The 22871-nt window shown below is 54.3% G+C and carries 23 protein-coding genes; 12 read left to right on the forward strand and 11 right to left on the reverse strand.

Features of this window, described 5'->3' with window-relative positions:
- Positions 1 to 3 precede the first annotated feature (3 nt).
- Positions 4 to 732 (forward strand): YutD family protein, encoded by a 729-nt coding sequence (locus FPZ49_RS13260; RefSeq protein ID WP_144847376.1) that lies wholly within the window; start codon positions 4 to 6, stop codon positions 730 to 732.
- Positions 733 to 1115: 383 nt separating this feature from the next.
- Here FPZ49_RS13260 and FPZ49_RS13265 read toward each other — a convergent pair whose 3' ends face one another.
- From FPZ49_RS13265 to ylbJ, 4 genes are all read right to left on the reverse strand, one after another.
- A complete protein-coding gene (locus FPZ49_RS13265) occupies positions 1116 to 1934 on the reverse strand; it encodes an NAD kinase (RefSeq protein WP_144847378.1) in 819 nt (272 codons plus the stop codon).
- Positions 1935 to 2005: 71 nt separating this feature from the next.
- Complete coding sequence (locus FPZ49_RS13270; RefSeq protein WP_144847383.1) at positions 2006 to 2695, reverse strand: PilZ domain-containing protein; 690 nt, start codon at positions 2693 to 2695, stop codon at positions 2006 to 2008.
- 111 nt (positions 2696 to 2806) lie between these two features.
- Positions 2807 to 5365 (reverse strand): alpha-glucan family phosphorylase, encoded by a 2559-nt coding sequence (gene glgP / locus FPZ49_RS13275; protein WP_261381387.1) that lies wholly within the window; start codon positions 5363 to 5365, stop codon positions 2807 to 2809.
- 102 nt (positions 5366 to 5467) lie between these two features.
- The gene (ylbJ, locus tag FPZ49_RS13280) at positions 5468 to 6706 is read right to left on the reverse strand and encodes a sporulation integral membrane protein YlbJ (protein ID WP_144847385.1); all 1239 of its coding nucleotides are present in this window, start codon (positions 6704 to 6706) and stop codon (positions 5468 to 5470) included.
- Positions 6707 to 7068: 362 nt separating this feature from the next.
- Between ylbJ and FPZ49_RS13285 the strand changes: the two genes are divergently transcribed.
- A complete protein-coding gene (locus tag FPZ49_RS13285) occupies positions 7069 to 7458 on the forward strand; it encodes a globin domain-containing protein (protein ID WP_186445804.1) in 390 nt (129 codons plus the stop codon).
- Positions 7459 to 7484: 26 nt separating this feature from the next.
- Complete coding sequence (locus FPZ49_RS13290) at positions 7485 to 8192, forward strand: DUF2225 domain-containing protein (protein WP_144847387.1); 708 nt, start codon at positions 7485 to 7487, stop codon at positions 8190 to 8192.
- Positions 8193 to 8278: 86 nt separating this feature from the next.
- On the opposite strand, the gene FPZ49_RS13295 is transcribed toward FPZ49_RS13290, so the two are convergent.
- Complete coding sequence (locus FPZ49_RS13295; RefSeq protein WP_144847389.1) at positions 8279 to 8518, reverse strand: hypothetical protein; 240 nt, start codon at positions 8516 to 8518, stop codon at positions 8279 to 8281.
- A 15-nt stretch (positions 8519 to 8533) separates the two neighbouring features.
- Positions 8534 to 8737 carry a YycC family protein gene (locus tag FPZ49_RS13300; protein WP_144847391.1) on the reverse strand — a complete coding sequence of 68 codons (204 nt, stop codon included), beginning with the start codon at positions 8735 to 8737 and terminating at the stop codon, positions 8534 to 8536.
- A 169-nt stretch (positions 8738 to 8906) separates the two neighbouring features.
- Between FPZ49_RS13300 and FPZ49_RS13305 the strand changes: the two genes are divergently transcribed.
- Positions 8907 to 10697: a M3 family oligoendopeptidase gene (locus FPZ49_RS13305; protein ID WP_144847393.1), complete on the forward strand. Its 1791-nt coding sequence runs from the start codon at positions 8907 to 8909 to the stop codon at positions 10695 to 10697.
- 28 nt (positions 10698 to 10725) lie between these two features.
- Positions 10726 to 11211: a GyrI-like domain-containing protein gene (locus FPZ49_RS13310; protein WP_144847395.1), complete on the forward strand. Its 486-nt coding sequence runs from the start codon at positions 10726 to 10728 to the stop codon at positions 11209 to 11211.
- Between the two features lie 88 nt (positions 11212 to 11299).
- Here the strand turns inward: FPZ49_RS13310 and FPZ49_RS13315 are convergent, their stop codons facing one another.
- Positions 11300 to 12556, reverse strand: coding sequence for a methyl-accepting chemotaxis protein (locus tag FPZ49_RS13315; protein ID WP_144847397.1), 1257 nt, complete (start codon positions 12554 to 12556; stop codon positions 11300 to 11302).
- 205 nt (positions 12557 to 12761) lie between these two features.
- On the opposite strand from FPZ49_RS13315, the gene FPZ49_RS13320 reads away from it, so the two are divergent.
- Positions 12762 to 13154: a VOC family protein gene (locus tag FPZ49_RS13320; RefSeq protein WP_144847399.1), complete on the forward strand. Its 393-nt coding sequence runs from the start codon at positions 12762 to 12764 to the stop codon at positions 13152 to 13154.
- A gap of 152 nt (positions 13155 to 13306) precedes the next feature.
- Entirely contained in the window at positions 13307 to 13678 is a 372-nt protein-coding gene (locus FPZ49_RS13325) for an O-methyltransferase (protein WP_144847401.1), read from the forward strand.
- Between the two features lie 36 nt (positions 13679 to 13714).
- Here the strand turns inward: FPZ49_RS13325 and FPZ49_RS13330 are convergent, their stop codons facing one another.
- From FPZ49_RS13330 to FPZ49_RS13340, 3 genes are all read right to left on the reverse strand, one after another.
- Positions 13715 to 14209 carry a hypothetical protein gene (locus FPZ49_RS13330; protein WP_186445805.1) on the reverse strand — a complete coding sequence of 165 codons (495 nt, stop codon included), beginning with the start codon at positions 14207 to 14209 and terminating at the stop codon, positions 13715 to 13717.
- Between the two features lie 305 nt (positions 14210 to 14514).
- Positions 14515 to 14889, reverse strand: a complete 375-nt coding sequence (locus tag FPZ49_RS13335; RefSeq protein WP_261381388.1) for a MerR family transcriptional regulator — start codon at positions 14887 to 14889, stop codon at positions 14515 to 14517.
- A gap of 173 nt (positions 14890 to 15062) precedes the next feature.
- Positions 15063 to 15293, reverse strand: coding sequence for an alpha/beta-type small acid-soluble spore protein (locus FPZ49_RS13340; protein WP_144847403.1), 231 nt, complete (start codon positions 15291 to 15293; stop codon positions 15063 to 15065).
- A 99-nt stretch (positions 15294 to 15392) separates the two neighbouring features.
- On the opposite strand from FPZ49_RS13340, the gene FPZ49_RS13345 reads away from it, so the two are divergent.
- Together FPZ49_RS13345 and FPZ49_RS13350 are read left to right on the forward strand one after the other, a co-directional pair.
- Entirely contained in the window at positions 15393 to 15878 is a 486-nt protein-coding gene (locus FPZ49_RS13345; protein WP_144847405.1) for a hypothetical protein, read from the forward strand.
- 51 nt (positions 15879 to 15929) lie between these two features.
- Positions 15930 to 16304, forward strand: coding sequence for a hypothetical protein (locus tag FPZ49_RS13350; protein WP_144847407.1), 375 nt, complete (start codon positions 15930 to 15932; stop codon positions 16302 to 16304).
- 13 nt (positions 16305 to 16317) lie between these two features.
- Here FPZ49_RS13350 and FPZ49_RS13355 read toward each other — a convergent pair whose 3' ends face one another.
- The gene (locus tag FPZ49_RS13355; protein ID WP_261381389.1) at positions 16318 to 17118 is read right to left on the reverse strand and encodes a sugar phosphate isomerase/epimerase family protein; all 801 of its coding nucleotides are present in this window, start codon (positions 17116 to 17118) and stop codon (positions 16318 to 16320) included.
- A 376-nt stretch (positions 17119 to 17494) separates the two neighbouring features.
- Here FPZ49_RS13355 and FPZ49_RS13360 point away from each other — a divergent pair, with 376 nt between their 5' ends.
- The 3 genes from FPZ49_RS13360 (at position 17495) to FPZ49_RS13370 (ending at position 22578) form a co-directional block, all read left to right on the forward strand.
- Positions 17495 to 19021, forward strand: coding sequence for an extracellular solute-binding protein (locus FPZ49_RS13360; RefSeq protein WP_144847409.1), 1527 nt, complete (start codon positions 17495 to 17497; stop codon positions 19019 to 19021).
- A gap of 106 nt (positions 19022 to 19127) precedes the next feature.
- Positions 19128 to 20105 (forward strand): bile acid:sodium symporter family protein, encoded by a 978-nt coding sequence (locus FPZ49_RS13365; protein ID WP_144847411.1) that lies wholly within the window; start codon positions 19128 to 19130, stop codon positions 20103 to 20105.
- A gap of 151 nt (positions 20106 to 20256) precedes the next feature.
- A complete protein-coding gene (locus FPZ49_RS13370; protein ID WP_144847413.1) occupies positions 20257 to 22578 on the forward strand; it encodes a helix-turn-helix domain-containing protein in 2322 nt (773 codons plus the stop codon).
- Positions 22579 to 22871 lie beyond the last annotated feature (293 nt).

The raw sequence follows: 22871 nt of genomic DNA on the forward strand, positions 1-22871 counted from the left end.
ACATTGATTCATATTGCGGGCAGAACCTACGAAGTGCTGATCGATCATAAAAACGGCTGGCGCCCTGAAGCCTTCCGTGACCGGTACAGTGAAGTATTGGATCGCTACGATTACATCGTAGGGGACTGGGGATACAGCCAGCTGCGGCTGCGCGGATTTTTTAAGGATACCCATCCGAAGGCGACGAAGGATTCGATGTTCTCGACGCTGCAGGATTATTTGAATGAATACTGCAATTTTGGCTGTGCTTACTTCATCATTGAGAAGGTGCCGAACAAGCAAGGGGAGCACGGTGAACTGCTGCCAATCTCCGAGGACGACTTGATGCTGGATGTCGAGCTCCCGCAGGAGCAGCCGGCGGCGGTACATGCTTCCGCGGTTCCAGCAAGAAGTCACGAGGGCAGGCACGCTGGAGGACAAGCATCGCATGGCGGAGGTGCCTCGTCAGGGCAGCAGAAGTCCCAGGGCGGCGAGCGGCATGAACGACATGGCCAGCAGTCGCATGCGCAGCAGGGAGGCAGAGGCGAGGGCGGGGGTGGGGGCGGTCACCGGGGCTCCGGCCACAAGACGCACCATCGCTCGCACCAGGGTCAGTCGCAGAAGCCGCATCAAGGCGGCTCGTCCGGCGGCCGGCACCATAAGCCGCACCAGAATCAAGGCCAAGGTCAAGGTCAGAACCAGAGCCAAGGCCAAGGCTCGTCCAAGCCGAAGCATTCGTCTCCTTCTGCATAGTGGCAGGAGGTCTACGCAGCAAGAGCCCGCAGGGGCTCTTGCTTTTTTGCGCTGCCCGCCATCGCTCTTGGGGATTAGCCTCGCCTCCGACCGCCCAGCACCCCTAGCGGAACTGGATTCCGCTATTTCGCCCCAAACCCACCAAAACCAGCCCCTAACGGAACTGAGTTCCGTTAAAACATCAAACCCGCTCGCCTCGCGCGACTTTCAGCCCAAATAGCGGTCCATAGTTCCGCTAAGCCGCCCCGGCTCCGCCAAAACCCCCAAATAGCGGAACACAGTTCCGCTAGCACCCTGCCGCCGCGCGCCCCCACGCCGCTGCTGCCTCAACGAAGAAAGCCGTCCGCCCCGAGCGAATCCCAGGACGAACGGTCAATCCACAACTACTTCAAATCGTTCTCGTACCCGATGAACGCCTCGCGCACGCGGCTCCAGAACGGGAACGGACGGAAGCGGGCGAACTTCACCTTTTTACCGGCGGCGACCAGGCTGCGAATCGAGATGATGTCGTTGCGCTGCATGTACAGGTGGTCGAGCGACAGCAAAATGTTCTGGTTCGCGCGCGGATAAATGTCGCAGTGATGATGCTTCGGCAGTAAAATCGGCGAACCTAGCGTACGGTACACACGGTTATTGATCGACGCGATCTCGGCAATCTGGATGGCATCCAGGGACGGGTGCACCATGGCTCCGCCCAAGCTCTTGTTATAAGCCGTACTGCCGGAAGGCGTTGAAATACAGATGCCGTCGCCGCGGAACGTTTCGAACAGCTCGTCGTTGATGTGCAGCTTCGCCACCAGCGTTGCATCTACGCCCTTGAGCGTGAATTCGTTGAGCGCCAGCTCCGTTTCGATCCCTTGCGCCGTCGTAATTTGAATCTCGACCAGCGGGTACTTGACCACGCGAAGGTCGTTCTGCTTAGCGCTCTCGCCCATCAATTCCGCCAGCAGCTCCACTTCATCCGGCTTCCAGTCGGCAAAGAAACCGAGCCGCCCCGTATGAATCCCGACGAACGCGATATGCTCCAGCTGAGTTTTATATTGGTGAAAAGCGTGCAGCAGCGTCCCATCGCCGCCGATAGAAAGCACAATGTCGGGGGAGGCTTCATCGAGAATCAGCCCGTGCTGCCCGATAAGCTGATGAAATGTATTCATCAATTGAATGGAAGTCTCGTCGCCGCGGTGAACCACATTATATTTCAACGGTTATCCTCCTAAGAGTAGAGTGGCAGCGGTGCAGTCGTGCAGCCGATGCCGGATAAGCAATACTATCGTTAGCCCCGAGAAGTCTCAGAGGCGGATGAGCAATATGCATCGATCTGGTGAAACAGGCTTTCGGGCAAATGGCGAAACTGAACCGCTACCCGATAGGAATCGCAGCTGAAGTGCGTGACCCGCAGCACCTCGCCATAAACCGTAAAGGTATGATTCACGCTAGGGAGTACGAAGGATAATTCCAAATACAAGGCGCATAAAACGCGAGTGTTCGTAATAAACGAAAGTCCGCCGCCTGCGATATCCAAAATTTGTCCGGAAAAAGCGACGCTCTGCTGACTCAAGCTGCCGCGGGCACCGGTAATCCGGCAGGTCACGGGGGTTCGAGCCGGGAGCGTAGTGCGGGTAAATACCCGATCCTCTTTCATGTTCAGCTCGAACGGAGAGGAGAGGGTTAAGGTGCATACGCTGCGCTTCACTTCCAAATTCAGCAAGTCGACAAAAGCATAATACAGAATACCCCGCTTGCGAAAAGAAAATTCAATAAAGCTCACATGGTGCAGCTTCTCCAAGGGGTTGACGGACGAGTACTCGAGTGAAACCGCCATCCCCGTTTCGTCCACTTTGAGGACCGTGAAGTCATCCTCGAAGCAAAACGGCTGGGCTTCCTTCGTTTCGCCGACAAGGATCAGGTGGCAGCTCATGCGGGGCACAACCTGCTCACTTGCTAAAGCTTCATTCCACAACATCCGTATCACCGCTCGTCTAGATTTGCAAATCTGACAAAATCCGCTATCTTCATATTAATCAATATTGGAAAATAAAACAATGCCGCCCCGAAGAAACGAGGCGGCATGGCTTTAGAACGTGGTGACGAGCGGCAGCTCGAAGCGGCGCGCGAAGTTTTCGCTGATCGGAAGGACGCGGACGCTGAAATGCGGGCCGTGCTTCAGATGCGCGGGAATCATCGCATGATAAATGACAGAGCTGTCGTCGAGCTGGCGAGCCGGCTCCATGGTGACGATCACCTGCCGCCAGGCATCCGGATGCTCTTCATAATACAGCAGCTCGACAGCGGTATCCTTGAACCAGACCGGACCGAATTTGACCGTGGCTGTTACGTCCTTGAGCCGATCGACCGGTAGTGCCGGCTGTCGGGCAGAGGTGCCGTCGTTTACCTCAATAATCCGCACCTTATGCCAGTGCTGCTGAATGAACCGCTTGTAATCGGCTACCTTCGTGGCTTCCGCAAAGGCGTCGGCAGACAGATGTTCCGTTCGCCGCAAGGAAGGGAGGTAGGTGTCGTTCGTATAATCCATCACCATCCGATCCGTGTTGTACTTCGGAGCAAGCGTCTGAATCGAACGCTTCATCCGGCTCACCCACGGTGTCGGCACCGGAGATTCCTGATAATACAGCGGGGCAATTTCGTGCTCCAGCAGCTGATAGATGGATTCTTTATTTTCCCGTTCCTGCGTCTCCCAGTCCGCCTCGTTATTCGCATAGATGCTCCAGCCGTTGGTGCCGTCGTAGCCTTCCTCCCACCAGCCGTCGAGCACACTGAAGTTGATGACGCCGTTCATGGCGGCCTTTTGCCCGCTGGTACCGCTGGCTTCATAGGGGCGGCGCGGATTGTTGAGCCAGACGTCGACACCCTGAACCAAGTAACGCGCGAGGCTGGTGTCATAATTTTCGAGCACGACGACTTTACCGCGAAACGGAGCCAGCTGAGAGACCCGGTGAATCTCCCGGATCAGCTCCTGCCCAGGGTGATCGGCGGGATGCGCTTTGCCGGCAAAAAGAAACTGAATCGGCCGCTCCGGATGATTCACCAGCCGGTCCAAGCGGCTCAAGTCGCTAAAGATCAGATTAGCGCGCTTATAGGTCGCAAACCGGCGGGCGAACCCGATGGTGAGCGCATCAGGGGATAGACTTCGCTGCGCTTCCTCGATGCGCCCTGCGGATTGGCCGGTGCGCCGGCACTGCTCGGCTAAGTTCTCGCGGGCGTGGCGGATCAGCTTCTCTTTGAGCTGCCGATGGGCGGACCAGAGCCATTCCGCAGGAAGGTGCTCGATCGCGCTCCACTGCTCCGGGTCCGCTTGCTGAGACTGCCAATGGCCGGGCAGAAAACGGCCGTACAGCTCCTTAAGCTCAGGGGCAAGCCAGGTGCTCAGATGGATGCCGTTGGTGATGTGTCCGATCGGCACCTCATTGGCATCGATATTGCCGTGAAATTTACGGAACATGTCACGCGAAACCTGCCCGTGCAGCTTGCTGACTCCGCCTCGGATGGCCGACGTATTCAGCGCAAGATGGGTCATATTGAACAGATTTTTATCCGGGTCATAGCCAAGCTGCGTGAACGTGTCCCGTTGTGCTTCATACCCTGGAAAAAAGCCGCGAAAGTAATACTCGTACATCGGCATTGGAAACGCATCATGCCCGGCGGGTACCGGGGTATGCGTCGTGAACACCGTGCTGGCACGCACCAGCTCCAGCGCGACATGAAACGGCAGCCCTTGATCCAGCTGCTCGCGCAGGCGCTCGAACGTGAGGAAGGCGGCGTGGCCTTCATTGATATGATATGCGCCGACCGGAATGTCCAGCGCCCGCAGCGCCTTGATGCCCCCGATGCCGAGCACGATCTCCTGCGCAATCCGCGTGTCCTGGGTGCCCCCGTACAGCTGAGCGGTCAGCTCGCGGTCCCAAGGGCTGTTGCCCTCGACATCTGCATCCAGCAGATAGACGCGAATTCGGCCGACCTCAGCGGCCCACACCTTAAGCTTCACGGTCCGGTCGGACACTTGAAGAGCTACCGTCAGCTGCTCGGCTTCTTCGTTCGCCGCCTTCGTCCGCGGAGCATAGACAGGGAGAATCGGCAGCTTGGTGAAATCATAGGTGACATATTCCGCCTGCTGCCCGCCTTCTGCATCGATGCGCTGCTTGAAGTAGCCTTTTTTATATAACAGACCGATGCCAATGAACGGAATGCCCAGGTCGCTGGCCGATTTGCAGTGATCCCCTGCGAGGATACCCAGCCCGCCGGAATAGATGGGAAGCGACTCATGAAACCCGAACTCCGCGCAAAAATAAGCGATAGCCTGCTGCGTATGCTGCGGGTAGGTGTCGCCGAACCAGGTGCCGGCCTCACGGTAGGCATCCCATTGCTGCAGCACCTGTTCATACTGGCGAAGGAACGCCGTATCCTTTGCGAACGCTTCCAGCGCTTCCGACGTCACCTCTTGCAGCAGGCGTACCGGATTGTGCTGCAGCTGCTCCCACAGCTGCGGATGGATGCGGGAAAAGAGCGCTTGAGCGCTGGGATTCCAGCTGTACCACAGGTTGTAGGCCAGCTCCGGCAATCGTGCGAGGGACGATGGAATAGCCGTCGTCATTTTCGGATAAGCGGGGGTTTGCATTTCAATCACTCCTATTGCTGCAGCCGTTCCGTCGGACCTCGACGTCGGTAGTCAGCCGGTATTTTGCAACCGTTGTACCGGTGTGGTTTTTACGTGTTTACCTTAAGTCCGCATGGCGTTCATCCAGCGTTTTCCGATGAAAAAGAGCACGGAGAGCAGCAGCAGACTGCCCAGCATCGCAGTGAACACGACGCCAGCCGACGGCAGAGTATAGCCTAACAGGTTGGTCAAGGGACGGGTTACGTCCAGCTCAGGCATGAAGGTCCTGAGGGTTTCATGATATGGCGCAAGCGGTGCCCATAGAACCAAAACCAAGCCTGCCGCCAGCAGACCATGAAGAAATCGCGCCGCCAAAAACGGAAAATAGCGCAAATTCGTGTGATGGAGCAGACTGACGATTTGTCCGTGAACCGACAGTCCCGCCCAAGAAAGCACCCAGGCAGCGATCGCCGCTTTGTACATCAGCGGAATGCCGGCAGCAGCCCCGGCTGCCTTGGCACCGAGCGTCACCTCGAAGAAGCCGTTCACCACCGCTTGCGAAAGCACCAGTGGCACTCCGAACAGACCCAGCACCGAATCGATCGACGCATAGAAGAAGGACATGATGCCGGAGGCGGTCATCACCTCCATGACCACAGAGAAGAATACGACCAGCCCGCCGATGACGAGTACGAGCTGGAGCCCGGAGCTGAGCGCCTGCTGGAACATGACGCCGAGCGAGCGTCCGTCGGCCAGCCGGGCGACATGCATCGCGTCGAAGGCGCGCGGCCAGATCCCGCGGCCATCCTTAGCGGCAGGAAGGCCGCTGGAGACTGAGGCCGGCTGCTTCCGGCCATGGAACCGCATCAAGAGGCCGATCAGCATGGCGGAGCCATAGTGTGCCACCGCCAGTATGCCTGCCAGAGCCGGATCCTGGAAAAAGCCGACGGATACGACGCCGACCAGAAAGATCGGGTCCGACGACGTCGTGAAGGCGACCAGCCGCTCGCCCTCCTCGCGGTTTACCAGCCCTTGAGACCAGAGCTGCGACGTGAGCCGGGCACCGACAGGGTACCCGGAAGCAAAGCCCATCGCCACGACGAAGCCGCCGATTCCGGGGATGCGAAACAGCGGACGCATGAGCGGATCGAGCAGCGTTCCGAAGAAGTGTACGATCCCGACCCCGAGCATCATCTCGGAGATGACGAAGAACGGGAAGAGCGCCGGAAACAGCACGTCCCACCAGATCGACATCCCTTTCAGCGAAGCCCGGAAGGATTCCGCAGGGAACATGACCATCAGGCCCGCCAAGATCAGAGCGAAGAGCGCTGCAGCGATAAGCAGTGAATGTTTGGTTCGCATATGCGAATGACCCCCTCCAAAAAGCCTGTCATTCTGATATATGAACCACCGGTGTGAGACATGCCCCTGTCATGTCGATTATCTTTTTGCGAGCGAACGGATGTGTCGACGAAATTGCTGTATTCAAACCCCGATTATGGTACAATAGTACCAATAGGAGAATGGGAGTGATGCTTATGATGAGTGTTATTGCTGGAATTCTCGTATGCGCTTTTGTCTATGTGATTAGGGAAACCTTGATGACAGCCGGAGAAGAGGATGCATAACGCGGATCGCTTCTATAGAACGAAAGGCAGCTCAATTTAGGATGCTAAGGCGGAGCGTGCGCATTAGCATCTTTTTTATCATAGGAGATGAATGGAATGTCCGATCTGGATTCGCTGCGGGGGAAGACCATCTACGAGGCATTGGGCGGGCCGGAAGGGATCCGCAGCCTGGTGGAAGCCTTCTACCCGAAGGTGCAGCAGGAGCCGCTGCTTGGCCCGTTGTTCCCTGAAGATATTACCCCGGTGATCGAGAAGCAGTATTTGTTTTTGAGCCAGTTTTTCGGGGGGCCGCCGCTCTATTCGGAGCAGTACGGTCATCCGATGATGCGCGCCAGACACATGCCGTTCCCGGTAACGGTGGAGCGGGCTGAAGCGTGGCTTGGCTGCATGAGCCGGGCGCTGGCCGAGACGGTGAGCGATCCGGAGCTTCGCGCCGCCGTGCTGGAGAGGCTGAAGGGGCCGGCGTATCATTTTATCAATAGCTAACCGTTAAACAAAGGAAGTGTCTGTCCATGGTTGAACCGTTATACCTAGTTAAAGTCACGTGTCCGCATTGCGATTTTGAGTACAAAACCTCCCGCGTCCGTCCCAGCTTCAAGAAGTCGAGCGGCTCTGATACGGATTTTTGCCTGTATTACAAAGCGATTAATCCGGATTTTTATGTCGTACGCGTGTGCCCTTTCTGCGGCTTCGCTTGCACCGAGAGCTCGGCGGAGCATTTGACGGCGGTCCAGAAGAAGCTGTTCAGCGAAAAGGTAGCCGAGCAATGGGTGCCTAGAGACTACGGCGGCGAACGGAATTGGGACGATGCGCTCTATACCTATAAGCTGGGCTTGTTAAGCTGTCAAATTATCGGGGAGAAAAATCGCGTCATCGCAGGACTGCTGCATCATATCGCGTGGCTGTACCGGGAAAAGGGCGACCGGGGGCAGGAGAACCGCTTCTTGCAATATGCGCTGGACGAGTATACGAGAGTATTCGAGACGGAGCAAAATGAGGTGAACAACGCCAGGCTCATGTACTTGCTCGGGGAATTGAACCGCAGGCTGAAGAACTACAACCAAGCGGTACGATGGTTTGCCCGCGTGATCAACGATCGCCGGATCATGGATGCCGGGATTATTCGTGCTTGCCGGGAGCAGTGGCAGGTGACCCGCGAGGACATGCAGGCCGAGCAGTTCGAGCTGGATGAAGAAGCGAGGCTGCTGAAGGAATCATAATTTGTACATAAAAAAGCGCTTAGACCTTGTGCCAGCATTACAATGGCGTAGGGCTAAGCGTTTTTTCTTTCTTTCGCAGGCGCTAGCTAGCGGTATTGGCGCATCGACCGGCCTGCGAGCAGGTAATCCTGATCGGCGCCGACGAGCGTCAGCCTGCTATGGCAGCAGGGGAACACGAGCAGCTTTTTCACCCCATCGCGGAGGTCTTCCATGTCTCTCGGCTTGAGCGGCAGGATGACATGCTCGCGTTGGCAGAAGGGGCAGCTCTGCACATACAGGTCGGTCCCGATGCGTTCGTAGGGCCATGTATTTTCAAAAGGAATCATCGATCGACCTACTCCTTACTCCTGTCCGGGCTTATCCGTCTCGGTGTCCCCGGCTTGTCCGGGAGCCGTCTCGGTTGTTTCTGCCGTCTGCTTGGCGGACATCTCGGCGAGCTTTTGCAGCAGAATATGCTGCGGCATGTGCATCAAGTGCTCCAGCGGCACCTTCAGCTCCTTGGCCAGCTTTTGCGCCGTCTCGGGCGAAATTTGCAGCGGTCTCATGCTCGCTTCACTCCATCGCGTTAGATTTTAGCTTCATTTAAACACACTCTACGCTTCAAATACAACCCCTAATCGCGCCACCCGATGTATTTTCGCTTCCATCAAAAATATGGTTTAATGGAAGGGGAACAGGTAATGATCCCCATTTGACTAGGAAGGTGCGATGCTTATGCAATCTCCTTTGCCACAAACATGGAACTTGGAACGTTTTTTCCCGGGCGGCAGCGGGTCTTCTGCATTTGCCGGTTTTCTGGAGGAGCTTCGGACTAATATTGCTAACTTAAACCGCATGCTGAGTGACCTGGAGGTCCCGAAAACAGCCGAAGCGGCGGCCACGCTGCTGCCTGTGATTGAGCTGCTGCAAAAAGCGTCGCTGCAGATTCGGGAAGCCGACTCGTTTACGGGCTGCTTGGCTGCGGAAAATCAGAACGATAAACAAGCCGTCATTTTGGGCGGTCAGGTCAAAAGCATCGGCGCTGACTACAGCTCCGCGCTGACGCGGTTCGATGATTTTCTCACGCGGATCGAAGGTGAAGCTTGGACGGCGCTGCTGGCCTGCCCCGAGCTGAAGGAAATTACATACCCGCTGGAAGAGCGTAGGGCATTGGCTTCCGAGAAGCTGCCACCGGAGCAGGAAGCGCTGATCAACGATCTGGCCGTTGACGGCTATCACGGCTGGGGCGAGCTGTACAACACGACGGTGAGCAAGTTCCGCGTCCCGTTCGAGGAGAACGGCACGGTCAAGCAGCTGTCCGCCGGGCAAGCCGCGAACAAAATGCACAGCCCCGATCGCAGCGTTCGGGAAACGTTGTTCCGCGCCTGGGAGGAGCAATGGGCGGAGCATGCGGATTATTGCGCTGACGCGCTCAATCATCTGGGCGGCTTCCGCTTGAAGCTGTACGAGCGTCGGGGCTGGGAGACGATCCATAAGGAGCCGCTAGCGATCAACCGGATGTCCAAAGAGACGCTGGATGCGATGTGGGGCGTGATCGAACGGGGCAAGGACGTGTTCGTGCAGTACCTGGAGCGTAAGGCGAAGCTGCTGGGGCTCAGCCAGCTCAGCTGGCACGACGTGGATGCGCCGGTCGGCGAAGGGAGCAAGCACTTCAGCTATGACGAAGGCGCGCAGCTGATCGTCGAGCAGTTCCGGCGCTTCAGCCCGAAGCTGGCGGACTTCTCGGTGATGGCGTTCGAGAACCGCTGGATTGAGGCGGAGGATCGTCCAGGCAAGCGGCCCGGCGGCTTCTGCACGTCGTTCCCGCTGACGGAGGAGACGCGCATCTTCATGACGTTCGGCGGGACGGCCTCCAACGTCGCCACGCTGGCGCATGAGCTCGGACACGGGTATCATCAGCATGTGATGAACGACCTTCCGGCGCTTGCGCAGGACTATGCGATGAACGTCGCCGAGACGGCCTCCACCTTCGCCGAGATGGTCGTCGCCGATGCGGCGGTCAAGAGCGCGACCTCGGATGAAGAGCGCTTGACGCTGCTGGAAGACAAAATCCAACGCTCGGTTGCATTCTACATGAACATTCATGCGCGCTTTATTTTCGAGACCGCCTTCTATGAGGAGCGTCGCCGCGGCTTGGTCAGCGTCGAGCGCTTGAACGAGCTGATGGAATCGGCGCAGAAGGAAGCGTACCGCAACGCGCTGGCGGAGTACCATCCGCATTTCTGGGCGTCAAAGCTGCATTTTTACATCACCGAGGTGCCGTTCTATAACTTCCCGTACACGTTCGGGTACATGTTCAGCACCGGCTTGTATGCGGAGGCGCTGCGTCGCGGCGAGGCCTTCGAGGAGCAGTATGTCGCGCTGCTGCGGGATACGGGGCGAATGACCGTGGAAGACTTGGCGCAAAAGCATCTGGGCGTCGATCTGCGCAAGCCGGACTTTTGGCAGCAGGCGATGGACCTGTCGATTGTTGATGTTCAGGAGTTTCTGCGGCTGACAGAGTAGGCAGAGGGAAGGGGACAGGGACAAGGACATGGACTACCAAATCGTAGAAAAAGCTTCGTTTACCGTCGCAGGTAAAGGCATTCAAGTATCCACGCAGGCAGGGGAAAATGTCCGGGTCATCCCGGCATTCTGGGATACGTACGCAAGTGATGGGACGGTGGCGAAGCTGCAGGCGATCGGAATGAAGCCGGAGCTGCTGGGCATCTGCATGAACATGGACTGCGCCGCGGGCCAGTTCACGTATCTCATTGCTGCGGAGGTCGGTGAAGGAGACGCAGGCGGGGATGCGGGACTAGTGACGGCAAGCATCCCTGCGGCGACCTGGGCCGTGTTCACGTCGGTTGGTCCGATGCCCGGCGCCATTCAGAAGGTGTGGGAGCACATTTTCCAAACGTGGCTGCCGACTTCCGGCTATAAACACGCCGGCGGACCGGAGCTGGAGCTGTACCCTGCAGGAGATGTGTCGGCGGCGGATTATCGCTGCGAGGTATGGATCCCTGTGGTGAAACCATAAGCAGTGCGCGATATGAAAAGCCCCGTCCAACCTTTGCAGGTGGGCGGGGCTTATTGCGTAGTGCGGGGGAAATCCGCTTTGGGTCAGCCTAGAGCTTAAACACCGTCATCGTCTGCTGCAGCTGCGACACCAGCTTGGTCATTTCCTCCGATTGGGCGACGATCGCTTGGGCGGAAGAGATCTGCTCCTTCATCGAGGCGGATACCTGCTGCGTACCGGCCGCGGATTGCTGGGTGATAGCGGAGATGTTTTCCATCGTCCTAGAGATATGCTGCGCGCTCGACAGCATGTGCTCGCTTTCTTCAGCGAAGGAGGCGATCTTCTCGGTAATGAAGCTCACGCTGCCGACGATCTCGGAGAACACGCGCTCCGTTTCGGCGATCAGCTGGGATTGTTCTTTTACAATCAGCTCGTTCTCCGCCATGGATGCGAGGGCCTGCTCAATGCCGTGCTCGATGGCGCGGACGAGGTTGAACACCTCCTTCGTCGAGGTGGTCGATTCCTCGGCCAGCTTGCGCACCTCTTGCGCGACAACGGCAAAGCCTCTGCCATGCTCGCCGGCTCTGGCGGCTTCGATCGAAGCGTTCAGCGACAGCAGGTTCGTCTGCTCCGCCAGCTCCGAGATGGTCCGCGTAATTTGCGAAATGCCGTTCGCCTGCTTGGCCAACTGGTCGATCGTCTGTGAGACGTTGGCGGTGGCTTCGACGTTTTTGCGCATGCCGACCTCCAGCTGCTCGCCGGATTGCTTCCCGCGTTCGACAACGGCCATCAGCTGCCCGGAACGGTTATTCATCTCCCGGGTGGAGCCGGTATAGCCGGTTACCATCTGCTCGATATCCTTGGTCGCTGCGGACACGCCGCCAATCTCCTCCGAGATTTGGCCTGCGCCGGCCGCCAGCTCGTACGAAGCGATGGAGACTTCCTCCATGACGGCTTTCATTTTCTCATTCTTGTAAAAAATATCCCGGCTTGACTCAAACACATGCTTGGAGGTGCGGCCGGTATCCTGAAGCAGCTCCCGCAGCTTCCCGGTCATTCGGTTAAAGGCAGATGCCAGCTCGCCCAGCGCATCGTCGGATTGCATTTCGATCTTTTGGGTGAAGTCGCCTTTGGAAATGTTTAAAGCTGCGCGGGTAATGTCTGCGATCGGTTCTGTAAGCGCTCTCTCCAGCCAGCGGAAAAATAAGATGCTAAGCAGCGCCAAAGCGACGATACAGCCTAAGCCAATGCCCAGGTAACCGGTTTGTAATGATAAAAACAGCAGTACGGCGGAGTATGCAATGATGACGGCATAGCATCCGGTTTGAAGCTTTCTTTTAAAAGAAAGACCTGTGAACCAGTACATTATAACGACCCCTTCGACAAATAATTGTAAAATTTGACCATAACATGTGGGTAATTATACCACTAGAGCTGTAAAACGGTCTATAGTTTTGAGTGAGGAAGAGTCTTTAGTCATGGTTCCGCCGGAGGAGGAAAGAAAACGTTGCCGCGCACCGATCTGTCCATTATAGTTATCGGTGTAGGGACGAAAAGAACGGAGGGACGCGATGATACCGGTTGAATCGATCCACCATATCAGCTTGAATGTGAAGGATTTAGAGCGCTCGAAGGCGTTCTACAGCACGATTATTGGCCTTAAGGAGATCGAACGGCCGCCGTTTGATTTTCCGGGTGCTTGGTTTGGGATTGGAGAGGGCGGTCAGCAGCTTCACCTGATCGTCTATGACGGGGAAACGCTGCGGGAAGGCGGCATTGACTCGCGCGACGGTCACTTCGCCCTCCGGGTGCGAAGCTACAAGGAATCGATCGCATGGCTGGACCAGCACGGGATCCAGTATGACGCGAGGCCGAAGGCGAGAGCGGGATTTCCGCAAATTTACGTGATCGACCCGGATCGGAACGTCGTGGAATTGAATGCAGAGGTTTGCGATTTGGAGTAGAGCGAAGAAAGGCAGGGGGTGAACCCCTGTCTTTTTATTTTGTGTAAAAAATGTAAAATTTTGTTGAAAGTTTACTTTTATTAAACTATAATAGGTCTGCAGAACTAAATTACATAATATGACATTATTTCAAAAAGAAAGGGGGTTTTGTGATGATCCTGGAGCAACCGTCATTAGCCAGACAGCTGGAACTTGTGTTTCGCGAATTGAAAGAAGAGCTTGCGCTGCTGACTTCGGGGACCGTCTTTGTTCAAATCCGCAACAATGTGGTGGGCAAGTTCGGCATCCGGCATTTTCCTTTGGAAAGCAAGGGGACGGAGCTGAAGAAGATCGAGACTGGACTGACGGAGACGCACCAGAATTCGTTTTTTCAGACGGCGATGGAGTCGCTTAAGCTGAAACGCTGGACACATGGGGAAATCCAATTCGATTTCGCCATGCGCCAGAACACGCTTTGCACCAGTGTAACTTTTGAGTCCAACTACAACATGGCGAGCGTGCTGAAAGATTCGTTCAAGGATTAATTGATGCTTTTACGATGATTTTGGCATTATTCATTATTATTCTTTGGTTAATACAAAATCCAGAAGCGTGTGAATTAGCATCCTAATTCGTGCGCTTTTTTTATTCGTATGACGGTCATATTCGGGAATCGGCCGCTGGCGATCTCTTGCTCTGGGATCGAGGGGAATGATATCTTCACCTTTGGATAACATCCAAGCCATTGCGAGCTGTGACAGGGTAATTTGCTTCTCGGCAGCTATTTCACGTACTGCTTCAACGAGAGAAAGGTTCTTGTCGATATTTTCTTTAAAAAATAGGGGGATATAAGCATGATTCGAATCCTCTTTCTCCTTGGTCCAGGTTCCCCGAGCAAGCCATGAGCTAATGCGCCAAACGCTACAACTCCGATTCCTAATTCTTTTGCCGTCGGAATGTCTTAACGTGTCAGCGTCAACCTGAGTGACCCCAATATGTTTTACGTACCCGTCCTGCACCAGATCCGAGATCGCTCCTATGGTCTCTTCAATAGGAATGGCTAAGTCAATCGCCATCTATACGTTTAAGCTAATACGCGAGATTGTTCTTAATATGTTAAGGTCTGACAATCCAGTCCATACATCGCTCCGCTAGGGGGTACTAGTGCCCCAAACTTTACCGATAAAAAATACTTCTCCCGGCTGCAGCCTTTAAGCAATTCTCCTAGCAGCATTAGACAAACGACCGCAGCCAAGTCCAAGCTTGGATCGTTTCAACATGTTATTTTCCATAGTAACATCCTCCTAAGTATAATAAGTTACGTGTGATGAACGTTACGTTAACTTCATGTTTGTGGCAAAAAAAACTAATGGCCTTGTTTCTATGTAAAACAGCGCTCGAAATAGTCGATATGGGTTCGTAACTCCGCACTAAATTGCTGCAATTCGTTGATTTTCTGATCTGTTTGAGCAAGATATTGGCGTAATAGGGACAGTACTTTCTGTTTGGATTGTACTCCGCTAGGGTCAATAAAATAAAAGTCAACCACTTCACGGATTTCGTCTAGGCTGAGTCCAAGCTTTTTTAACTGGTCAATTTTCCGCAGGCGTACAAGAGTATCCTCTGTGTAGTAGTGCTGCCCGCTACCTTCGCGCATCCCTTGTGGCAGCAGCCCAATGCTTTCGTAATATCGAACCGTGCGTATGGTTACTTGAGCTCGTCTTGCCAATTCCCCGATCCTCATACGGTTATCCAATCCTCACACCTCCTAAACGTGACGTTAACGTGGTGTTTGGAAGTTTACCCTCAAAGCATGATATTGTCAAAGCAAGTGCCCTATTTTTCTCCCCGACAAAATTCGATATAATGGACAAATGGAAAGGTGACTCCCACGGAGCCACCCTAATCTTAAGTATTCGGGGTAAAGCATTATCTTGTAGTGAATTTGCCTGCCAATTGCTGCTCGGCAATTTGAACCAGACGACGAGTGATGTTGCCTCCAATTGCACCAGCATCACGGGTGGCCATAAAGCCCATGTAACCGTCTTGCGGAATTTGGATGCCCAATTCTTGAGCAACTTCATACTTCAGCTGATCCAAAGCTGCTGTAGCTTGTGGAACCAACAAAGTGTTGCTGCTGCGGGATTGTCCTGCTGCCATCGATATCACCTCCGTTCACTAGGTAGTATGTACCAAAACTAAAATTATACGCGAGGAAAAATTGGTAATTTTGTCCAGACTATTTTTGGGAGGTGCCCCATGTCATTTACATTAACCTGCCGCGGCTGGTCGCACGATGCGGATTTGCAGATTGTGCATGCAGATGTTTATATGGAAGCGGAAGGCGAAGTCTTGATCGATGAACCGCTATGCGTCGATGTTGGCTTGCCGGCGCTCTTGCTCAGCGTGCGGGAGAATGTGTCCCCGAACCGGTGGGCGGCTGCGGACGCGTGGCACCGGATGCCCTTCTTCGTCTGCGGCTGCGGGGATCCGGAGTGCAGAGCTTTCTCGTTTATCGCACAGCATCAGGAGTCGGGAGATCGAATGGAGTTGATCGAGGTGGAAGAGAAGCAAGATCAGCCGCCGCGCGGGCTCGGAAAATATGAGGTGTCCCAAGCGAATTACGCCCGTCAGGTGAAAGCGATCGGGGAGACCTTTCTCGAATTTGTGGAGGGGCTGGATTATCGTCCCTACTATAAAGATACGGTTAGCACCGTGAAGAGGCTGTTGGCCGAGCTGGATTAACGCCCACCTGGCCTGGATGACCCGTACAAAGCGGAAAATTCGCTTTGGGTCGTGGCTCCGGGCCAGAGCGACCCGTGCAAAGCGGAAAATCCGCTTTGGGTCGTGGCTCCAGGCCAGAGCAACCCGTGCAAAGCGGAAAATCCGCTTTGGGTCGTGCCTCCTGGCCAGAGCGACCCGTGCAAAGTGGAAAATCCGCTTTGGGTCGTGCCTCCGGGCCAGAGCGACCCGTGCAAAGCAGAAAATCCGCTTTGGGTCGTGGCTCGGGGCCTGGATGACCCGTGCAAAGCGGAAAAGCCGCTTTGGATCGTGCCTCCGGGCCTGGATGACCCGTGCAAAGCGGAAAAGCCGCTTTGGAACCCGTCCCCGGGCCTGCGGGGCTGCAAAACTAAGAAAAACCTGAGACTAGGTGGTAAAAAGACCACCTAGTCTCAGGTTTTTCTTATTTCAAATACGACTGCGCACGTTTCGCCATCCACAGGCACACGTCCCATAGATTGGCAACGGGCTGATTCGTGAACGGCAGCGTGTGCAGGTAGCCTGGAGGCCCGAACTCCGGCGTTAGCGTGAACTCGGTTTGCCCGGCCGCTGCGCGTGCTTTGAAAATCTCCTGCCACCAAGCCTCATGTGCGCTCAGCTCCTCCGCATATTCAGGCGCCGCCGGATGCGGAACCTGTGGTCCCTCCGCGTAGCCGACCCGCGCATGAATGTGATACGCGCGCTCGAAGGCGAGCTTGAGGTTATCGAGCTGATCCGCCAGCAGCGATTCGCAGACGCAGCACCAATGGCTGAAGTCAGCGGTTATTTTCAGCTCCGGAAAATCGCGCAGCAGCGCCGCCGTAGTCCAAGGCGTAAACATTGCACGTCCCCGATGCGTCTCGTGGGCGACCGGAATGCCGATGGCACGCTCTACACGGAGCGCATGCTCAAAAAATGGCTGCTGTTGGTCATACGGCATCGAATCTTTGGCGCTGTGCGAGTTGATAAGCACCGGGTTGAACTCGGCTGCGGCGGTGGCTTGCTTTTCGAACGAGGCCGCGTGATCGTCTTCGCCCGTAAAGACCATGGCGATGTACTGGAAGCCGTATCGGTCAAGCAGCTCGCGGAATTGCGAAGCCTCTTCCTTGCGAGGAAGTCCAGCTTCGATGCCCTGGTAACAACCGGCTGCGGCAATCGCTGCGAATTGCTCCTCCAAGGAGCCCTGCATTCCCCATAGCGCTTTGTAAATCGTTAACTGTGACAACGTAGATCACCTCATCTGCATTTTGCTTTTTCCATTGTATCCCAGAGCTTAAGGGTTGTTTGTATCCGATTTTGCCGAACAGTGGCGAATCTTGCCGAACGATATGGACATTTTTGGTGGTTAAATGCAGCATAATAGAGGTTAAATATCATCAATGAAATCGGCACAAAGCCTTACCAGGCCTAGTTCGGTACGATTTTCGGCCATGAAGTTAAATACTAACGATAGCTTATCACGCCGCTTTGTTCCATAATCAAGTCGAGAGTTCGATAGAGACTTTGATTCGCTGAACTGAAAGCGAATTCAAACCGAATTCAAACCGAAACACGAATGGCTTAAACCATGATTTACCATTTTAAGGGGGTCCGTTTCAAAGATGAAAAAGACAAACCGATTGGCGCTCTTCGGTGCAACGATTGTTGCAGCTGGAGCTATCGCAGGATGCGGCGGCGCAGCAGACGGTGGAAAAAATGCAGCAGCTCCTGCTAAGGATGCACCTGTAGACAACACGCCATACCCGATCTCGATCGCAGTTACCCAAGTAGGCGATATTCCTGCGAAGGGCAATGAAGTCGAGCAAGCGATTGAGAAATATACGAATACAAAGCTGGACATCCAATGGATCCCGAGCGCAGCCTACGATGAGAAGATCAACGTCATGATCGCCTCCAACGAGCTGCCAAAAATCGTGAAGGTGAAGTATATCCCAACGATCATCAGCGCCGTAGAATCCGGTCTGTTCTGGGAAATCGGGCCTTACCTGAAGGATTACAAAAACCTGTCCGCACAAAACAAGCTGTACTACGATAACATTTCCGTGGGCGGCAAGCTGTATGGGATTCCGACGTACCGGGATATCGGCCGCGCGGCTGTCGTTTACCGTGCAGACTGGCTGAAAAACCTCGGCATGAAGGCGCCTACGACGACCGACGAGTGGTACAACGTGATGAAGGCGATGACGCAAAACGATCCGGATAAAAACGGCAAGAACGATACGTACGGCATGATCGTGTCCAAAACGTACAATCAAGGCGCTGCTTCCATGACTACGCGGATGGCGGTTACTCTGGGCGGGCCTAACAAGTGGGCTGTCGATAACGGCAAGTTCATCCCTGAATTTTTGACCAAAGAATATAACGACGTCTTGAAGCTTCTGAAGCGTGCTTACGATGAGAAGCTGATCAACCAGGATTTCGCTGTATTTGACGATGCGGAAGTAGAAAAAGCGTACGACTCCAGCCGTGCAGGTCTGCGGATCGCGGTAGCTCAGAACGCTAAGAGTATGCAAGAGCGTCTGGCGAAAATTACACCGACTGGCGAGTTTGACGTCATGAGCATGACCGGTCCTACTGGCATTCGTATTGCAAGTGAAGCGGGGAACAATGGCTTCTTAGCGATTCCTAAATCGTCGGTTAAAACCGAAGCTGAGCTGAAGAAAGTGCTGACGTTCCTCGACAAAATGATGGACGAGCCGATGTCCACGCTGCAAATGCGCGGTATTGAAGGCAAGCACTTCGTGAAAGTGGACGGCAACAAAACCGAGTACAAAGACTTCAACGACTTCCAACGTCTGGTGAAGCCTTACCGCGACAATCTGCTCAACATCGAAGGCTACAACGTAGCTCCGCTGAAAGACGTGCCAATCGGCGAAAAAGGGACGATGCTGGCCAGAGACGGCGCGAAGTATATCGTGGCGAATCCTGCCCTCACTCTGCCTTCGGCAACCTACTCCGAGCGCGGTAAAGAGCTGGATACCATGATCAACGACGCTCAAACCAAGTTCATTATGGGCAAAATCGACGAGGCGGGCTACCAAGCTGAAATCGACAAATGGCGTAAAGCTGGCGGCGACAAAGTCATCAAAGAATATGAAGACGCGTATGCCAAGCTGAACAAAAAATAATCGAAAGAATGGGAGTAAGGGTACACGTGTACTCTTTACTTCCTTTCTTTTTGTGAGATAATGTTAACGTGAACAATTCGCAGCAAGAGAAGCGGAGGGACTGGAAATGCTGAACAAGCTTAATAAAACGTTGGAAAAATGGATGCCTCTCTTAACCCCGACCAGTGTCGTTCTCGGGATGCTGCTGACCGTGTATCTTCGATCTTATTCCAACATCGTTCCATGGATTTTTGCATTCATTACGTTTTCCGGCAGTCTTAGCCTGAACTTTAAAGATTTGAAACGGGTGCTGACGCATCCGCTGCCGATCTTCGTCTCGCTGCTCATGCTGCATGTGATTATGCCGGCCGCGGCTTGGGGCATCGGGCATATTCTGTTTCCCGGCGACCCCCACCTGGTGACGGGACTCGTGCTGTTTATGGCTGTGCCAACGGGAATCGTCAGCTTCATGTGGGTATCCCTCTATAAGGGGAACATTGCTTTGACGCTGTCGGTCATTTTGATCGATACGCTGCTGTCGCCATTTATCGTGCCGGGTATCATGTCGGTTCTGGTTGGGGCGGATGTGGATATGGATGTTTGGGGCATGATGAAAGGGCTATTAATCATGGTCGTATTCCCGTCTGTGCTCGGCATGGTGCTGAATCAATGGACGGCCGGCAAAGTAAAGACGGTATGGGGCCCGCGCCTGGCGCCGTTCTCCAAGCTGTCACTGGCTGTGGTCATCATGATTAACAGCGCCTTCGTTGCGCCATACTTCACAGGCATCAATATGAAATTCGTGTGGACTGCGGTGGTGATCGTCCTGATGGCATCGCTCGGTTACTTCGCAGGCTATTATTTATCGAAAGCGTTCGGGTGGGGGCGTGATCTCGCCGTAACGATGACCTTCAACACCGGCATGCGGAATATTAGCGCCGGGGCGGTTCTTGCGATTGCATACTTCCCGCCGGCGGTTGCGATGCCTGTCATTATCGGGATGCTGTTTCAGCAGATGCTCGCCTCGTTCTTCGGATTCTTTTTGTTGGGGGAACGAAAAAAGGCCGCGCCAACCCAGTCGGGAACTCTGACTCGCGGCGCATAAATAGGGATCGTGGAATCGGACGATGAACGATAGACCTGAAAAGGTGCTATCGTTCTTTTTCTTTTTCTGTTTTTGGCAAATAATGAAATGAGTCTTTACGTATGGTATGATGTAAGATGTCACTTTTTGTTGCAGAAAGGGGGTCGCTCGGATGCCTAAGTATTTACAGCGCCTAGTACTGTTTAGTTTGCTGCTCGGGGCGATTCCCGTGATTGCGATCGGAATTATTTCTTATTACATATCGACCGGAGACATTGAGAATAAAGTTAAGGAAGCCAATATGCAGGTCTTGCTCCAAACCCAAATGCGGGTCGAGCAGGTGATGAAGACGCTGGAGCTGACGTCCATTCAGTATGTCAACTCAGCGCTGGTCACGTCCACGATTCAGGAAAAGCTGACAGTAGACGACTTTTCGGTGATTCGCGATTTATCCAAAGGCTTGTACAACCTGCAAACCTTCGCGGGGATTAATGAGGCCTACTTAGTCAGCTTCGATAAGGATTGGCTGGTCAGCTTCAAAAAGTTCAGTCCGCTGTCGTCGATGCCGCAGGCGGAGACGTTTAAGACGTATGCCAAGCACCCCAACAGCTTATTTTGGGTGACGTCGGGGGTCAAATCGGACGCAGGTGAGGCCAATCCGGACGAGACCGGCGACATTGTGGCTTCAGCGCCGAAGGATACGACCCGCATGGTGTATAAGATCCCTGTCGTGCCCATGACCACCCAGCCGAAAGGGATGCTGGTCGTTGAAATCCAGAATGATCAAATCACGAATTTGCTGTCCCAAAGCAACCAGCTTGGCGAGAGCTACGTGCTGGACAAGGGCGGCAGCAACTTTCTCTCCGATACCGCGGGAAGCAAATATGCTGAAATTAACCGGATGGTTACGCAGAGGCTGATCGATGCTTCGGAGCCGACGTCGGGCTTTTTTAACGCGTATGCAGGCGATCGGGAGATGGGGGTCACCTACAGACAATCTCCATACAACGGTTGGATTTATGTTTCCGTCGTTTCGATCAAAGACATTACGTCGCAGTCGAGAAAAATCGCATGGATTACGTTCTTGCTCTGTACGTTTCTATTTATACTGGTCGGATTGGGCGCATTCTACGGCAGCCGGAAAATGTATTCGCCGATTAAGCGGCTGTTCGAGTTTACGAAGGAAATCCAGGTCGAAGGGCTGGACAAGCCTGGGCAGGATGAGTTTGTCTCCATTGAGGAGCGTTTCCGGGCGCTGTTTAGTACGGAAAAGCAGCTTCAGCAGCAGGTGCAGGGGCATTTTGCGCAGCTGAAGGAGTTTTTTATGCTCAAGCTGTTCACCGGGCAAGTCTCGGGCAGCGACTTCGCCAAACGGGCGGAAATGCTGGGCTTCCCGACCAGCTGGAAACGGCTTGGCGTGCTGACGCTGAACATCGATACGCTGCAGGGCACACGCTTCCGGGAGCATGACCGCGAGCTGCTGCTGTTTGCGATTCACAATATGGTGGGCGAGCTGATTCCGCCGCAGCGGCGCTTCAGTCCCGTGCTGCTGGATCAATGCCAAGTCACGCTGCTCACAAGCGACTTGGAGAACGAGACCGAGCTTAAGCAGGAGTTTTATGAAGCTGCGGAGAGCATCCGCTTCAAGGTGCAGGAGTACCTGAAGCTGTCGGTCAGTATTGGCATCAGCCGGCCGTTTGAGAAGCTCGGCGACGCGATGCGCGCATATGGCGAAGGGCTTGAGGCGTTGAAGAACCGGATCAGCCTTGGCAACGAGATCATTCTCCATTACGAGGATATCGAGACAGGCAAGAAGGGGCTGGAAGCCGCTGTCTATACACAGCTGAAGATGCATGAGGATCAGCTGGTCAATGCGATGAAGCTGGGCGATATGGACCGGGTGAATGAGCATTTTGATAAGTACATCGCGGCGATCGTCCAGAAAGAAGTGCATACGGGCGATTATCCGGTGCTGATGATTCAGCTGATCTCCAAAATTCTGCAGCTGGTGCAGGAGCAGGGCGGACGGGTCAAGACCGTGCTTGGCGGACGAGCGACGATCGATCATTTTCTCAAGCTCGGTACGATGGAGGATATCGTCGCGTGGTTCCGGGCGGATTTGTTCGAGCCGGTGCATAAGTTCCTGAACAGCCAAGCGGAGTCGCAATATATCGACATTGCCGGCCAAATGGTCAAGCTGATTCACGAGCGCTTTGATCAAGACTTCTCACTGGAGTCTTGTGCGCAGGCTTTGAGCTTCCATCCGGTTTATTTGAGCCGGGTGTTCAAGAAGGAGATGGGCATCAACTTCAGCGAGTATTTGGCGGACTACCGGATGACGATGGCCAAGACGTGGCTGGAGAGCACGAATTGGAAAATCTCCGAAATTGCGGAGAAGCTTAGCTACACGAATACGACGGCGTTCATCCGCACCTTTCGGAAAATCGTCGGCACGACCCCCGGTCAATATCGGGAGGAGCATAATAAAGATTAAATCAGACTTATTCGAGCAGACCCCACCAGAACCCATTTTTCGACAATGGCTTCTGGAGGCGGTCTGCTTTTTTTAACATGCTACGATTTAGGTTAAAAAGCGCTTATTATCGCTGTAGTTCCGCATTCCTAGCCGAGGATAACCGCAATAAGTTGAATTCGGGTTATAGCATGTTACAGCTCTTTGATGAATAATAAAGTTAACAAAGTTGGTTAACGGCTCGCACACTTCGATCAAGTGGCCGCCGTCCCATGAAAGAAGAGAGGGTTGTGACAGCTTATGAGAACGCATTC

It is taken from the genome of Paenibacillus cremeus, from assembly GCF_007786445.1.
Taxonomy (GTDB): domain Bacteria; phylum Bacillota; class Bacilli; order Paenibacillales; family NBRC-103111; genus Paenibacillus_G; species Paenibacillus_G cremeus.